Here is a 13,402-nt window from a genome sequence, read left to right on the forward strand (position 1 = left end):
GCGGGGGCCCGGCCCTCGGTCACCCACCGTGAACGGGGTGCGCAGGCGTGGATGCCGACTGGCTCCGGACTCGCCGGATGCCGCACCATGGAAGCAAAGCGGTAAATTACGGCATATCCGATGAAATGGCGGCGGGGTGGAGCCCTGGCCCCGAGGGCGGATTCGGCAACCGTGGCGTACGACAACGGCTTCCCTCCGCGTACGGAGGCGGTGCAGGCAGTGACCACGCGGGTCCTCGGGTCGTCCGGGGCCGAGCTGACCGCCGTCTATGTCCCGGCCGAAGGGGACGGCGAACTCCACCTGGCCGAGATGGTGGGTGGCTCCGGCGTCCGCTTCGGACTGCCGGCCAGCTACGACGTGTCCGGCAACTCGCCGGTCGCCGCGGCCTTCCGCACCGGCCGGCCGCAGTGGGTGGGCGCCGCCGAACTCGACGAGCACGGCGAGGTCTCGCTCGGGGCGCTGCCACTGGGCGACGACACCCGGCGGCTGGGCTGTCTCGTCGTCGTCGACCAGGCGGCGCACGCCTTCGACGAGGACCGGAGGCATCTGTTGGAGCTGCACGCCGACCAGGTGGCCGCCGGCCTGGAGGCGGTGGCCGCCCGGGTCATGGCGCGCACCGAGCGGCAGTCGCTGCTCGGCCCCGGCCTGGGCACCCTGCGCGGCGGCGCCTTCACGCTGGTGCTGCGCACCGGCCGGATCGACGCGGACGCCCTGGTGCTGGAGCTGTTCGGGATCCCGCAGCAGGAGTTCGACCGGCGGGTCGAGACGCTGCTGGAGCGGACCGCGCCGGACGACGTGCCGGCGCTGATGTCGATCGTGGAACCGGGCGGACTGCCCGTCTCCGGGCAGCAGCTGTCCTTCCGCATCCGCCGGCCCAACGGTGAACTGCGCTGGCTGAGCCTGCGCTGCCGGGTGCGGTACGACGCCGGCGGGGCGCCGGAGCGGATGCTGGGGGTGGTCGCCGACGCCTCCTACCTGCGCCCCAGCGCCGACGAGGTGTCCGTCGTCCAGCGGCTGTCGACCGCGCTGGCCGGTGCGACCACCATCCGGGAGGTCAGCCGGGCGGTGGTCGACGTGCTGCGGCCGCCGCTGGCCGCCAGCCGGATCGGGGTCGCAGAGCTGGAGGCCGACCGGCTCGTGGTCACCGTCCTCGATCCCCCCGAGCCGGAGTTCTGGCCCGCGAGCTGGCAGCGCGAGTGGCGCACCGAATGGCCCGACGCCTCGTGTCACGCCCTGCCCACGCTGGAAGGCGTCCTGCGGGGCGGCCATGTGGCGCTGTGGCCCCCGGGGGCGGAGCTCGAACCGGGGCTCGCGGACATCGGGCCGGGCGGACTGGCCGTCCTGCCGCTGCCGGCCGAGGGCCGGGTGGTCGGCGTGTGCCTGCTCGGCTGGGACACCGAGCACCGCTTCGGGCCGGAGGAGAGGTCGCTGCTGACCGCGACCGCGGGGCTGGTCGGCCAGGCCCTGGTCCGCGCGCACGCGCTGGACGCGGGCCATGAGCTCGCCACCATGCTCCAGCGCAGCCTGCTGCCCCGCACCCTGCCGACACTGGCCGGCGGGGTCACCGCGGTCCGCTACCTGCCGGCCACCATGGGCCTGGAGGTGGGCGGTGACTGGTACGACGTCATCCCGCTCTCCGACGGCCATGTGGCGCTGGTGATCGGGGACGTCGAGGGGCACAGCGCGGGCGCCGCCACGATCATGGGCCAGATGCGCACCGCGATCCGGGCGTACGCGGTGGAGGGCCACCCGCCGGACGTGGTGATCGCGCACGCCAACCGGCTGCTGCTCGGCATGGAGACCGATCTCTTCGCCACCTGCGCCTATGTGGACCTCGACATGGAGGAGGGCATCGCCTGGTTCGTGCGGGCCGGGCATCTGCCGCCGGTGCTGCGGCACCCGGACGGCCGGACCGAGGAGCTGACCGTCGAGGGCGGGCCGCCGCTCGGGGTCGCCGCGGAGGGCGAGTTCCCGCTGACCGAGGTCGGGCTGACGCCCGGCACGCTGCTGGTGCTGCTCACCGACGGCCTGGCCGAGTCGGCCAGCCTCCCCCTGGAGGACGGGATGCGCCGGGTGTGCGACGTGCTCGCGGCCGCCGATCCGGCCGAACCCGGGCGGGTCGCCGACGAGCTGCTGGGCAGCGCCAAGCGGCGGGACGACGACGTGGCGGTCCTGGTCCTGCGCTACGACGGCATGCGGGTCCGCCCGACCCGCGCCCACTGGGCGGTGTGGCGGCTGCCCGACGCGGTGATGCACGCCCGTCGCTTCACCGGCCGCACGCTGCGCACGTGGGGCGTGACCGAGGAGATGGACGTGGCGCTGCTGGTGGTGTCCGAACTGGTCACCAACGCCATCGCGCACACCCAGGGCGAGGTGCGACTGGATCTGACGCTGGCCGCCGACCGGCTGCGGATCGCGGTCAACGACGCCTCACCGCGGACCCCGGTCAAGCCGGCGAGCGTGGACTGGGAGGCGACCGGCGGCCGCGGACTGCTGCTCGTCGAGGCGATGTCGGCGTCGTGGGGCTCGGTGCCGCTGAGCGGCGGCAAGCAGGTGTGGAGCGAGATCAGCCTGCAGCCGGACGAGCGGATCGAGACCGTCCAGGCGGGGGAAGGGGGTCCGGCGTGGTGACCGGGCGTCTGCGCAGGGCCGTCGTCGCACTGGCCGCGCTGGGACTGCTGGCCGGCCCGGCGGCCTGCGGCGAGGCCGGCGGCGGGCACCGGACGGCCTCCTCCCCCGGCACCCTGCGGATCGGGGTGCTCCTGCCGGACAGCACCTCGCGCTTCTACCACTTCGACAAGCCGCTGATCGAACAGCGGATCCACCAGATGTGCGCCAAGTGCACGGTGGAGACCGTCAGCGCCCAGCACGACGTCGCCACCCAGCAGCAGCAGATGGACGCGATGATCACCAAGCGGGTCGACGTGCTGATCCTCGACGCCACCGACTCCCGGTCGCTGCGCTCCTCGGTCGAGGACGCGCACCGGGCCGGCATCCCGGTCGTCGCCTACGACCGGCTGGCGGAGGGCCCGATCTCGGCATACGTGTCGTTCGACGGGGCGAAGGTCGGCCGGCTGCAGGCCGAGGCGCTGCTGCGGGCACTCGGCCCGAACGCGCGCCGCGCGCAGATCGTGATGATGAACGGCGCTTCGACCGACCCCAACTCCGCGTGGTTCAAGCGCGGTGCGCTGTCCGTCCTCCGGGGCAAGGTGCGGATCGGGAAGTCGTACGACACGGCCGACTGGCGTCCGGAGGCCGCCAACGGCAACATGACCGCCGCGATCGCGGCGCTCGGCGCCGACCACATCAACGGGGTCTACTCCGCCAACGACAGCCTGGCCGCCGGCATCATCTCCGCGCTGAAGGCCGCCAAGATCTCCCCGCTGCCGCCGATCACCGGCCAGGACGCCGAACTGCCCGCCGTTCAGCGCCTCCTCCAGGGCGAACAGATCATGACCGTCCTCAAGCCCTTCAAGCCCGAGGCCGACGCCGCGGCCGCGATGGCGGTCGCCCTGGGGCGCGGTGAGCGGCTCGGCCGGCTGGCCCCGCACCGGATCAACAGCCCCACCCTGCACGACATACCGGCCGTGCTGCTCACGCCCATCGAGGTGACGAAGGCGAACATCAAGGACACCGTGGTCAAGGACGGTATGTACACCATCGACCAGATCTGCACCCCCAAGTACGCCTCCGCCTGCCGGAAGGCGGGGCTCACCAGCTAAGGCAGGTACCCATGTCAGCACCTCCGCTGCTGGCGCTGCGCGGCATCTTCAAGCGGTTCGGCGCCGTGCAGGCCCTCGCGGACGTCGACCTGGAGGTCCGCGCCGGTCAGGTCGTGGCGCTCGTCGGGGACAACGGGGCCGGCAAGTCCACCCTGATCAAGGTGATCGCCGGGGTGGATCCGGCGGACGAGGGCACCATCGAGTGGCAGGGCCGACCGGTGCAGATCACCCGGCCGCACGAGGCCCAGGACCTGGGCATCGCCACCGTCTACCAGGACCTCGCGCTGTGCGACAACCTCGACGTGGTCGGCAACCTCTTCCTCGGCCGGGAGATCCGCCGGGTCGGGCTGCTGGACGAGGTGGAGATGGAGCGGGTCACGCTCGGCCTGCTCGACACCCTCGCCATCCGGCTGCCCAGCGTCCGGCTGCCGGTCGCCTCGCTGTCCGGCGGCCAGCGGCAGACCGTCGCCATCTCCCGCTCGATGCTGGGCGAACCGCGGCTGGTGCTGCTGGACGAGCCGACCGCGTCACTGGGCATCGAGCAGACCGCCCAGGTCCTCGACCTCGTCGAGCAGCTGCGGGAACGCGGCCTCGGAGTGCTGCTGATCAGCCACAACATGGGCGACGTCAAGGCGGTCGCGGACTGGATCGCGGTGCTCCGGCTGGGCCGCAACAACGGCTTCTTCGACGTGACCACCACGTCCCACGAACAGATCATCTCCTCCATCACCGGGGCCACCGACAACGCGGTCTCCCGCCGCGCGGCGCACTGGGAGACGGAGCGATGACCCGGCAGCGGGAGGGCGCGGAGGCGGTGCGCCGCGCCCGGCCGGCACCGGAGCGGACCGGCCGGAACCCGCTCGCGGCCCTCCGGCGCCGGTTCCACAGCGGGGAGCTGGGCTCGGTCCCGGTCGTGCTCGGGCTGCTCGTGGTGTGGATCATCTTCGAAAGCCTCAACGAGAACTTCCTCTCGCCGCGCAACCTGTCCAACCTGAGCGTGGACATCGTCGGCATCGGCCTGATCTCCACCGGAGTGGTGTTCGTGCTGCTGCTCGGCGAGATCGACCTGTCGGTCGGCTCGGTGAGCGGTCTGGCCGCGGCCGGGTTCGCGGTGCTCAACGTCAACCAGGGCGTCCCGGAAGGACTCGCGCTGGTCCTGGCCGTCCTCGCCGGGGCCGTGATCGGGGCCGTGCAGGGGTTCTTCTTCGCGAAGGTCGGGGTGCCCGCGTTCGTGGTCACCCTCGCCGGACTGCTGGGCTGGAACGGGCTGATGCTCTACATCCTGGGCTCCGCCGGCACCATCAACCTCGACGACCAGGGCCTGCTGGCGCAGCTGACCGGCTATTACTTCACCCCGGTCGTGGCCGCGTACGGCCTGGCGGCGCTCGGGACGGCCGGCTACTTCCTCGTCTCCTACCAGGACGTCCGGCGCCGCCGGGCCGCCGGGGTGCCGGCCAGGCCGCTCGGCGAGATCGTGCTGCGCACCGGGGTGCTGGCGGCCGTCTCACTGGCCGCGGCGTTCGTGCTCAACCAGTTCCAGGGCCTGCCGCTGGCCCTGCTGATCTTCCTGGGATTCCTGGTCGGCCTCGACCAGGTGCTGCGCCGGACACCGTACGGGCGCATGATCTTCGCGCTCGGCGGCAGTGTGGAGGCGGCCCGCCGCACCGGCATCAACGTGGACCTGGTGCGGATCTCGGTGTTCATGGTCTCCGGGACGATGGCCGCGATCGGCGGGCTGTTCCTGGCCTCCCGGGTCACCTCGGCCACCCAGACCGCGGGCTCCGGCAACCTGCTGATGGACGCGATCGCCGCCGCGGTCATCGGCGGCACCAGCCTCTTCGGCGGCCGCGGCCGGACCTGGTCCGCCCTGCTCGGCGTCCTGGTCATCCAGTCGATCGCCTCCGGGGTCGCCCTGATGGGCATCCAGACCGCCGTCCAGTTCATGATCACCGGCGGAGTACTGCTCCTCGCCGTGGTCATCGACTCCCTCTCCCGCCGGGCCCGGCGGGCGCATGGTCGTTAATTCCCACGTACCTGGCTTTCCCGCCGCGGGTGTTGTTCGCCGTTGCGCTTTGCGGCGCGCCGCACGTGGCTGTCTGCGGCGCCGCGGTTGTTGTTCGCCGTTGCGCTTTGCGGCGCCCCGCACGTGGCTGTCTGCGGCGCCGCGGTTGTTGTTCGCCGTTGCGCCTGCGGCGGGCTGGGTGGGTGTCGGGTGCGGTGACGGACCTCCGGGGCCTTGTTCGTGGACTGCTGACGCTTTACGTCCACGAACAAGGCCCCTCCGGCCCGTCCCCTCCCGTAAGGGGAAAAGGGAGGGCGGGTGGGGGTGGGCGTGGGGGGGGTCCCGTAGGGGAGGGTCGAACAGATCCCGTAAGGGTCGCGAGGGCCCCCTGCGGGGCCACAACTGGGCAGGCAGGGGCGGTATTCCGTCGACTCACGACACCAGGTGCGCGCGCAACGACGCGCGCCCCCACCCACCCGCACACTCCCCCAACGGGAGGGGACGGGCCGGAGGGGCCGGTTGTGTGGACGTAAAGCGTCAGCAGTCCACACAACCGGCCCCGGAGGCCCGTCACCGCACCCACAACAACCCAGCCCGCCGCAGGCGCAACGGCGACCAAGCCCCGCGGCGGGAAAGCCAGCCACGTGCGGCGCGCCGCAAAGCGCAACGGCGAGCAACCCCCACGGCGGGACAGCCAAGTACGTGGGGAAAAAGCCAAGCGCAGCGGATCGGCGCACCCTGGAGAGGTAGGGCCCCGCAGGAGAGGAGTGAGGCGATGCAGGAGACCATCACCGCGGGCGTGGACGGTACGCCGGAGTCGTCGGCCGCCGTGCTGTGGGCGGCCCAGGAGGCACAGCTGCGCAGGGCCCGGCTGCGGCTGCTGCACGCCTGGGTGCTGCTCGCCCCGGAGCCTGCCGGGCCGCCCGGCGAGGAGAGCGACCAGAACTACTGGCCCCACCGGATGATGGACGAGGTGACCGGTACCGTCCGGGCCCGCTACCCGGACCTTCCGCTGGAGCGGGAGCTGGTGCCCAAGGACCCGCTGGAGGCCCTGGAGGACGCCGCCGGCCGGTCGGACCTGCTGGTCCTGGGCACCCGTGACCTGGGCCCGGTGTCGCGGTACGTACTGGGTGAAGTCGGTCTGCAGCTGATCGCCCGCACCACCACGCCCACGGTCCTGGTCCGCACCCGGCAGGAGGCCGCGGTGGCCGGCCGCGGCGGGGACGTGGTGGTCGGGGTCGGCCTGCACGAGCCGCACGAGCCGCAGCTCGCCTTCGCCTTCGACTGCGCCCTGCGGCACGGCGTCACCCTGCGTGCCGTGCACGGCCGGCACCTACCGTCGTTCGCGTACAACCGGGGCGGCGGGGTGGAGCCGTACGCGGCCGAGGAGGCGGCCGCGGTGGCCCGCAAGGACCTGGCCCGGGCGCTGGCTCCGTGGCGGGAGAAGTACCCGGACGTGGCGGTGGACGCGCGGGTGGAGCTGGAGAGCCCGGCGCCGGCGCTGCTGCACGACACCGCGGACGCCGGGCTGCTGGTCGTCGGGCGCCGCCACCGCCGTCTGCGGCCCGCGCCGCGGATCGGCCACATCGTGCAGGCGGTCGTCCACCACGCCGCGTGCCCGGTGGCGGTGGTGCCGTACGAGGGGAAGGGCGGATGATGACGACAGGGGCACCGAAGCGGAGGTGAACCATGGCGATCACCGTCGAGTGGCCGGTCCGGTTGCAGCTCGTCGAGGAGGGCGGCACGACCACGGCCCGCGCGGAACTCCGTACCCGGGCCGCGTCCTTCACCGGGCACGGCACGGCGCGGCGCAGCCCGGGCGACCGGGACGTGCCGGAGATCGGGGAGGAGATCGCGGCCGGGCGGGCGCTGCGGGACCTGGCCGGGCAGCTGCTGCGGGTGGCGGACGACGACCTGGAGGACGCCGGTGCCGCACCGCCGCGGCACGAGACCCGCACCGCCTACGGCTGGACCGACGCACTGGCCTGAGCCGCGGTGGCGGACGTGCCCGGTCGTGGAAGGAGGCGGCGATGTCGGATGCCACGCTCACCGACCTCTACGAGGTGACCATGGCCCTGTCGTACGTCCGCGAGGGCATGGTGCGGCCGGCGACCTTCAGCTGCTTCGTCCGGGAACTGCCGCCGGAGCGGGGCTTCCTGGTCGCGGCGGGCGTCGGGACCGTGCTGACGCATCTGGAGGGGTTCCGGGTCGGGCAGGAGGACGTCGAGGTGTTCGCCGAGACGCTGCGGCGGCCGGCGGAGGATGTGGCCCCGCTGCTCGGCATGCGCTTCACGGGCGAGGTGCGGGCGGTGCCCGAGGGGCATGTGGTGCTGGCCGGCGAACCGTTGCTGGAGATCACCGCGCCGCTCCCCCAGGCCCAGCTGCTGGAGTCGTACGTCCTCAACCAGCTCAGCCATCAGACCGCCCTCGCGTCGAAGTGCGCCCGCTGTGTGCTGGCCGCGCACGGGCGGCCGGTGGTGGACTTCTCGCTGCGGCGCACCCACGGCATCGAGGCGGCCCACACGGTGGCCCGGCTGGGCGCGATGGCGGGTTTCGCCGGCACCAGCAACGTCGCCGCGGCGCACGCCGAGGACCTGCCCGCGGTCGGCACGATGGCGCACTCGTACGTGGAGGCGTTCGAGGACGAGGAGGCGGCCTTCACCGCGTTCGCGCGCTGCCATCCCGGGCCGGTGACCTTCCTGGTGGACACCTACGACACGGCGTCCGGGGTCGCCGCGGCGGCCCGGGTGCTGACCGCCCTGGGCATCGGCGACGGCTCCGCGATCCGGCTGGACAGCGGGGACCTGGCCCGGCTCTCGCGGCAGGCCCGCGCGATGCTCGACAACGCGGGCCTGCCGCAGGTCCGCATCGTGGCCAGCGGCGGACTCGACGAGTTCGCGGTGCACGACCTGGTGGCCGCGGGGGCGCCGATCGACGTCTTCGCGGTGGGCACCCGGGTGGGGGTGAGCGCCGATGCGCCGTATCTGGACTCGGCGTACAAGCTCGTGGCGTACGACGGGCGGCCGGTGATGAAGCTGTCGGCGGCGAAGGTGACCGCGCCGGGCCGCAAGCAGGTGTTCCGCAGGCCGGGCTTCCTGGACGTGATCGGGCTGGCCGACGAGGCGCCGCCCGCGGACAGCGTGCCGCTGCTGGCGACGCTGATGCGGGAGGGCGCGCGCTGTGTGCCGCGGGACCGGCCGGCGGACGCACGGCAGCGGCTGGCGGCCGACCTCGCGGGGCTGCCCGGGCCGGCCCGGCGGATCCGGTCGCCGCAGCCGGTGCGGGCGGTGGTGTCGCACCGGCTGGCCGTGCTGACCGAGCGGGTGCGGCGGCGGACCGAGCGGGAGACCCTGACGCCGTTCGGGGCGGACGCCTGACGGCCGGGGGGACGAGAACCGGGAGGCGGGGAGGGGTGGGGCGGCTTGAGGGGTGCCGCGCACTGGTGCGGCGTCAGGGGTGTTCGGGGACGACCGCGACGGGGCAGTCGGCGTGGTACAGCGCGCTGTGGGCGACCCGGCCGAGCGGCAGCCCGAAGTGCCCGTGGCGGTGCCCCGCGCCGACGACGAGGAGGTCGGCCGCGGCGGCGCGGTGCACCAGCACCTTGTGCGCCGGCCCCTCGACGGTGGTGCGGCGCACCGTGACGGCCGGGTGCTCGGCGGCCGCCTCCGCCAGTGCGGCGTCGAGCTGCTCCGCGGCCTGCTTGTCGTGGTAGCTCTGCGCCTGGGTGGCGAGCAGCGGCGGGTCGTCGCTGCGTTCGTGGGCGGGGCAGCGCCAGGCGCGGACGGCCTTGAGCAGACAGCCGCGGGCCTCGGCCTCCCGGAAGGCGAACCGCACCGCCTCCGCGCTCTTCGCCGGCTCGCCGACCCCGAGCAGGATGCTGCGGTGGCTTCCCGCCAGGCCCGCCCGGTCACCGCGCACCACGACCACCGGGCACCGGGCCCGGGCGGCGACCTCCACCCCGACGGAGCCCAGCAGCCGGCCGAGGACCTCGCCGCGCCCGCGGGAGCCCAGGACCAGCGCGTACGCGTAGTGGGCCTCGCGCAGCAGGGCGTCGACCGCTTCCTCGGGCAGCACCTCGGCCGCGATCTCGACGTCCGCGGTGCGGGACCGGGCGCGTTCCACGGCGGCTCCGGCGACGGCCTCGGCGAGCACCTGTTCACCGGGCGGTTCGCCGGCGTCCGGTCCGGACTCCGGGGGCTCGTAGTGCTCCCAGGTGGAGGCGTGCACGATCCGCAGCGGGAGCCCGTGCAGAGCGGCCTCGTCCACCGCCCAGTCCAGGGCCCGCAGGGCGGGGTCCGAACCGTCGACACCCACGACCAAGGGCCGTTCCATGGCCGCCACCGCCCTTCTCACGGTCGTCCGGCTCCCGGTGCGCCCTCCCATCGTCACCCCGCGTACGGGCGCCCGCCACGTCCGGACGCGCCCGCGGCTGCCGGGCGTGGTGCCATGGAAAGGACACCGATGCCGGACCCGACGAAACCGACGACGGACAGCGACGAACGGATGTCACGATGACCGGTGCGCCGTTGCTCGCCGCGGCCCTGCGCTCGCTGCGGGCCGTGGTCCTCGACACCGACGGAGTGATCATCGACTCCGCCCGGCTGCACGCCGAGGCCTGGAAGGACGCCTTCGACCCGTTCCTGGAGGCCACCGGCGGCCAGCGCCCGTTCGACCTGGTGGAGGACTACCTGCGGCACGTCGACGGCCGGTCGCGGCTGGACGGGGCGAGTGCCTTCCTGGCGTCCCGGGGTCTGGACCTGCCGCTCGGCGACCCGGACGACGCCCCCGGCTCCGGCACGGTCCGGGCCCTGGCCGCCCGCAAGGAGCAGCTCTTCACCGCCGGCCTGCGGACCCACACCATCGAGGCCTGGCCCGGCAGCGTGCGTCTGCTGGACGCGCTGCGGCGGGCCCGGGTCCCGTGCGCCGCGGTCTCGGCGTCCCGGCACGCGACCGAGCTGCTGGCCGCGGCCGGGGTGCTGGCGCTGTTCCAGACCGTGGTGGACGGCAACGAGGTGCGCCGGCTGGACCTGCCCGGCAAACCGGACCCGGCGCTGTTCCTGGAGGCGGCCCGGCGGCTGGACGTGCCGCCCCGGGACACCGCCGTGGTGGAGGACGCGCTGGCCGGTGTCGAGGCGGGCCGGCGGGGCGGGTTCGGGCTGGTGGTGGGCGTGGACCGGACCGGCGGCCGGATCAGCGCGGCGGCCCTGCGCCGGCACGGCGCCGACGTGGTCGTGGCCGACCCCGGCGAGCTGCTGGTGGCCGGGGAGGACTGATGGCGCGCCCCTGGACCTGGTCGTACGAGGGCTATGACCCGGCGGGCGAGCGGCTGCGGGAGTCGCTGTGCGCGCTGGGCAACGGCTACTTCGTCACCCGTGGTGCGGCGTGCGAGGTGCTGGGCGACCCGGTGCACTATCCGGGGACGTACGTGGCGGGCTGCTACAACCGGCTCACCTCCACCGTGGCGGGCCGGTCGGTGGACAACGAGGACATGGTCAACATGCCCAACTGGCTTCCGCTGCGCTACCGGATCTGCCCCGCCGACGCCGCTCCCGGCCCGTGGCTGACGCCCGACCATCCCCATCTCGGCGAGCACCGGCAGACGCTGGACCTGCGCGGCGGCACCCTGACCCGCTCCTCGGCGTACACCGACGAGGCGGGGCGGCGGCTGGGGGTGGAGGAGCGCCGCCTGGTGCACATGGGCGAGCCGCACCTGGCCGCGCAGCGCCTGTCGTTCACGGCCGGCGGGTGGGCCGGTGCGGTCGAGGTGGAGGCGGCGATCGACGGCGGGGTCCGCAATGCCGGTGTGGCGCGCTACCGGGGGCTGGCCGACCAGCATCTGCGCGGCTGGGAGTCGGGCTCCGAGCGGCCCGACACCATGTGGCTGACCTCGCGCACCACCGACTCGGACATCCTGGTGGCGCTGGCGGCGCGGCTGCGGGCCACGCCGGCCCGGGGCGTGGCGCACCAGACCCGGCTGACGGTGCTGCGGGCCTTTCAGACCGTGGTGCTGCCGATCGGCCCCGGCAGCACCGCGGTCGTCGACAAGACCGTGGCGCTGTACACCTCCCGCGATCCGGCGATCGAGAGTCCGCGGCGCGCGGCGGTCGACAGCGTGATCCAGGCGCCGCACTTCCGGCAGTTGCTGGCGTCGCACCGCCGCGCCTGGTCGGACCTGTGGCGGCAGGCGAAGCTGGAGGTGCCCGGGGAGGCCGGCCAGATCCTGCGGCTGCACCTGTTCCACGTGCTGCAGACCCTGTCGCCGCACACCGCCGAGCTCGACGTGGGGGTGCCGGCCCGCGGTCTGCACGGCGAGTCGTACCGGGGGCACGTCTTCTGGGACGAGCTGTTCGTGCTGCCGTTCTTGAACCTGCATCTGCCGCAGGTCTCCCGGGCGTTGCTGGAGTACCGCTACCGGCGGCTGCCGGCCGCCCTCCATGCGGCGCGGGAGACCGGCCGGACCGGTGCGATGTATCCGTGGCAGAGCGCCGGGGACGGCCGGGAGGAGACCCAGCAGCTGCACCTCAACCCGCGCTCGGGCCGCTGGCTGCCCGACTACTCGCGGCTGCAGCAGCACGTCGGCTCGGCCATCGCGTACAACATCTGGCAGTACGGGCAGGCCAGCGGGGACAGCGACTTCCTGGGGACCAAGGGCGCGGAGATGCTGCTGCAGATCGCCCGTTTCTGGGCCTCGGCCACGGCCTGGGACAGCGAACTGGGCCGGTACCGGATCCGCGGGGTGGTCGGTCCCGACGAGTACCACGACGGGTATCCGGGGGCGGCGCAGCCGGGTGTGGACGACAACGCCTACACCAACGTGACCGCGGCCTGGGTGCTGATGCGGGCCCTGGAGCTGTGCGACACGCTCCCCGAGGCGCACCGCCGGCAGCTCTTCGAACGGATCCAGCTCACCCCGGACGAGCCGGAGCGCTGGGAGGACATCGCGCACCGGCTGCACGTACCGCACCACCGCGGCGTCATCAGCCAGTTCGCCGGGTACGGGGACCTCGCCGAACTGGACTGGGAGGGCTACCGGCGGCGCTACGGCGACATCCGGCGGCTGGACCGGATCCTGGAGGCGGAGGGCGACACCGTCAACCGCTACCAGGCGTCCAAGCAGGCCGACGTGCTGATGCTCGGCTATCTGTTCTCCCCTGCCGAACTCGCCACGGTGTTCCACCGGTTGGGGTATGCGCTGGACGAGGACACCTGGCACGCCACCGTGGACTACTACCTGAGCCGGACCAGTCACGGCTCGACGCTCAGCGCGCTGGTCCACGCCTGGGTGCTGGCCCGGGTCCAGCGGCCCGACGCCTGGGCGTACTGCGAGGAGGCGCTGACCGGGGACGTGGCCGACGTCCAGGGCGGTACGACCGCGGAGGGCATCCACCTGGGGGCGATGGCCGGCAGCCTGGATCTGGTGCAGCGCGGCCTGACCGGGCTGGAGACCCGGGAAGAGGCCCTCTGGCTGGATCCGGCCCCGCTCCCGCAGTTGTCGAAGTTCGCGGTGCGGATCCGCTACCGCCGGCACTGGGACGTCGATCTGCGGATCCGCGCCGAGCAGGTGGGCATCGCCGTGCCGGAGTCGGACCTGCCGCCGGTCCGGGTCCGGCTGCGCGACCGCACCTTCGTCGTGGCGCCCGGCACGGCCCGCCGCCTCGACCTGCCGGACCCCTGACGG

General features: G+C 73.8%; 10 protein-coding genes. 9 read left to right on the forward strand and 1 reads right to left on the reverse strand.

The annotated features are described in order from the left end of the window. Positions 1–171 precede the first annotated feature (171 nt). The 7 genes from ACZ7MX_RS34290 to ACZ7MX_RS34320 all read left to right on the forward strand — a co-directional run bounded on the left by ACZ7MX_RS34290 (position 172) and on the right by ACZ7MX_RS34320 (position 9,101). A complete protein-coding gene (locus ACZ7MX_RS34290) occupies positions 172–2,631 on the forward strand; it encodes a SpoIIE family protein phosphatase (protein ID WP_472137910.1) in 2,460 nt (819 codons plus the stop codon). Continuing rightward, positions 2,628–3,722: a sugar ABC transporter substrate-binding protein gene (locus tag ACZ7MX_RS34295; RefSeq protein WP_472137982.1), complete on the forward strand. Its 1,095-nt coding sequence runs from the start codon at positions 2,628–2,630 to the stop codon at positions 3,720–3,722. The genes ACZ7MX_RS34290 and ACZ7MX_RS34295 overlap by 4 nt, the downstream gene beginning before the upstream one ends. An 11-nt stretch (positions 3,723–3,733) precedes the next feature. Then, entirely contained in the window at positions 3,734–4,510 is a 777-nt protein-coding gene (locus tag ACZ7MX_RS34300) for an ATP-binding cassette domain-containing protein (RefSeq protein ID WP_472137912.1), read from the forward strand. After that, a complete protein-coding gene (locus ACZ7MX_RS34305) occupies positions 4,507–5,745 on the forward strand; it encodes a sugar ABC transporter permease (protein ID WP_472137914.1) in 1,239 nt (412 codons plus the stop codon). The genes ACZ7MX_RS34300 and ACZ7MX_RS34305 overlap by 4 nt, the downstream gene beginning before the upstream one ends. Positions 5,746–6,499: 754 nt before the next feature. After that, positions 6,500–7,381, forward strand: coding sequence for a universal stress protein (locus ACZ7MX_RS34310; protein WP_472137916.1), 882 nt, complete (start codon positions 6,500–6,502; stop codon positions 7,379–7,381). A gap of 32 nt (positions 7,382–7,413) precedes the next feature. Beyond that, entirely contained in the window at positions 7,414–7,713 is a 300-nt protein-coding gene (locus ACZ7MX_RS34315) for a DUF1876 domain-containing protein (RefSeq protein WP_472137918.1), read from the forward strand. 41 nt (positions 7,714–7,754) lie between these two features. Further along, the gene (locus ACZ7MX_RS34320) at positions 7,755–9,101 is read left to right on the forward strand and encodes a nicotinate phosphoribosyltransferase (protein WP_472137920.1); all 1,347 of its coding nucleotides are present in this window, start codon (positions 7,755–7,757) and stop codon (positions 9,099–9,101) included. A gap of 73 nt (positions 9,102–9,174) precedes the next feature. On the opposite strand, the gene ACZ7MX_RS34325 is transcribed toward ACZ7MX_RS34320, so the two are convergent. Next, on the reverse strand, positions 9,175–10,056 hold the full coding sequence (locus ACZ7MX_RS34325) for a universal stress protein (protein ID WP_472137922.1): 882 nt from the start codon (positions 10,054–10,056) through the stop codon (positions 9,175–9,177). 179 nt (positions 10,057–10,235) lie between these two features. Here ACZ7MX_RS34325 and ACZ7MX_RS34330 point away from each other — a divergent pair, with 179 nt between their 5' ends. Both ACZ7MX_RS34330 and ACZ7MX_RS34335 read left to right on the forward strand, forming a co-directional pair. Beyond that, on the forward strand, positions 10,236–10,997 hold the full coding sequence (locus ACZ7MX_RS34330; protein WP_472137924.1) for an HAD family hydrolase: 762 nt from the start codon (positions 10,236–10,238) through the stop codon (positions 10,995–10,997). Next, complete coding sequence (locus ACZ7MX_RS34335) at positions 10,997–13,399, forward strand: glycoside hydrolase family 65 protein (RefSeq protein ID WP_472137926.1); 2,403 nt, start codon at positions 10,997–10,999, stop codon at positions 13,397–13,399. Before ACZ7MX_RS34330 ends, ACZ7MX_RS34335 begins: the two co-directional genes overlap by 1 nt. Positions 13,400–13,402 lie beyond the last annotated feature (3 nt).

The sequence above is a fragment of the Streptomyces sp. NPDC107765 genome (assembly GCF_055657085.1).

Bases quoted from the DNA above. Each gene is read 5' to 3' on its own strand.
- ACZ7MX_RS34300 (WP_472137912.1), top strand. From the start codon at position 3,734: ATGTCAGCACCTCCGCTGCTGGCGCTGCGCGGCATCTTCAAGCGGTTC.
- ACZ7MX_RS34305 (WP_472137914.1), top strand. From the start codon at position 4,507: ATGACCCGGCAGCGGGAGGGCGCGGAGGCGGTGCGCCGCGCCCGGCCG.
- ACZ7MX_RS34310 (WP_472137916.1), top strand. From the start codon at position 6,500: ATGCAGGAGACCATCACCGCGGGCGTGGACGGTACGCCGGAGTCGTCG.
- ACZ7MX_RS34315 (WP_472137918.1), top strand. From the start codon at position 7,414: ATGGCGATCACCGTCGAGTGGCCGGTCCGGTTGCAGCTCGTCGAGGAG.
- ACZ7MX_RS34320 (WP_472137920.1), top strand. From the start codon at position 7,755: ATGTCGGATGCCACGCTCACCGACCTCTACGAGGTGACCATGGCCCTG.
- ACZ7MX_RS34325 (WP_472137922.1), bottom strand. From the start codon at position 10,056: ATGGAACGGCCCTTGGTCGTGGGTGTCGACGGTTCGGACCCCGCCCTG.
- ACZ7MX_RS34330 (WP_472137924.1), top strand. From the start codon at position 10,236: ATGACCGGTGCGCCGTTGCTCGCCGCGGCCCTGCGCTCGCTGCGGGCC.
- ACZ7MX_RS34335 (WP_472137926.1), top strand. From the start codon at position 10,997: ATGGCGCGCCCCTGGACCTGGTCGTACGAGGGCTATGACCCGGCGGGC.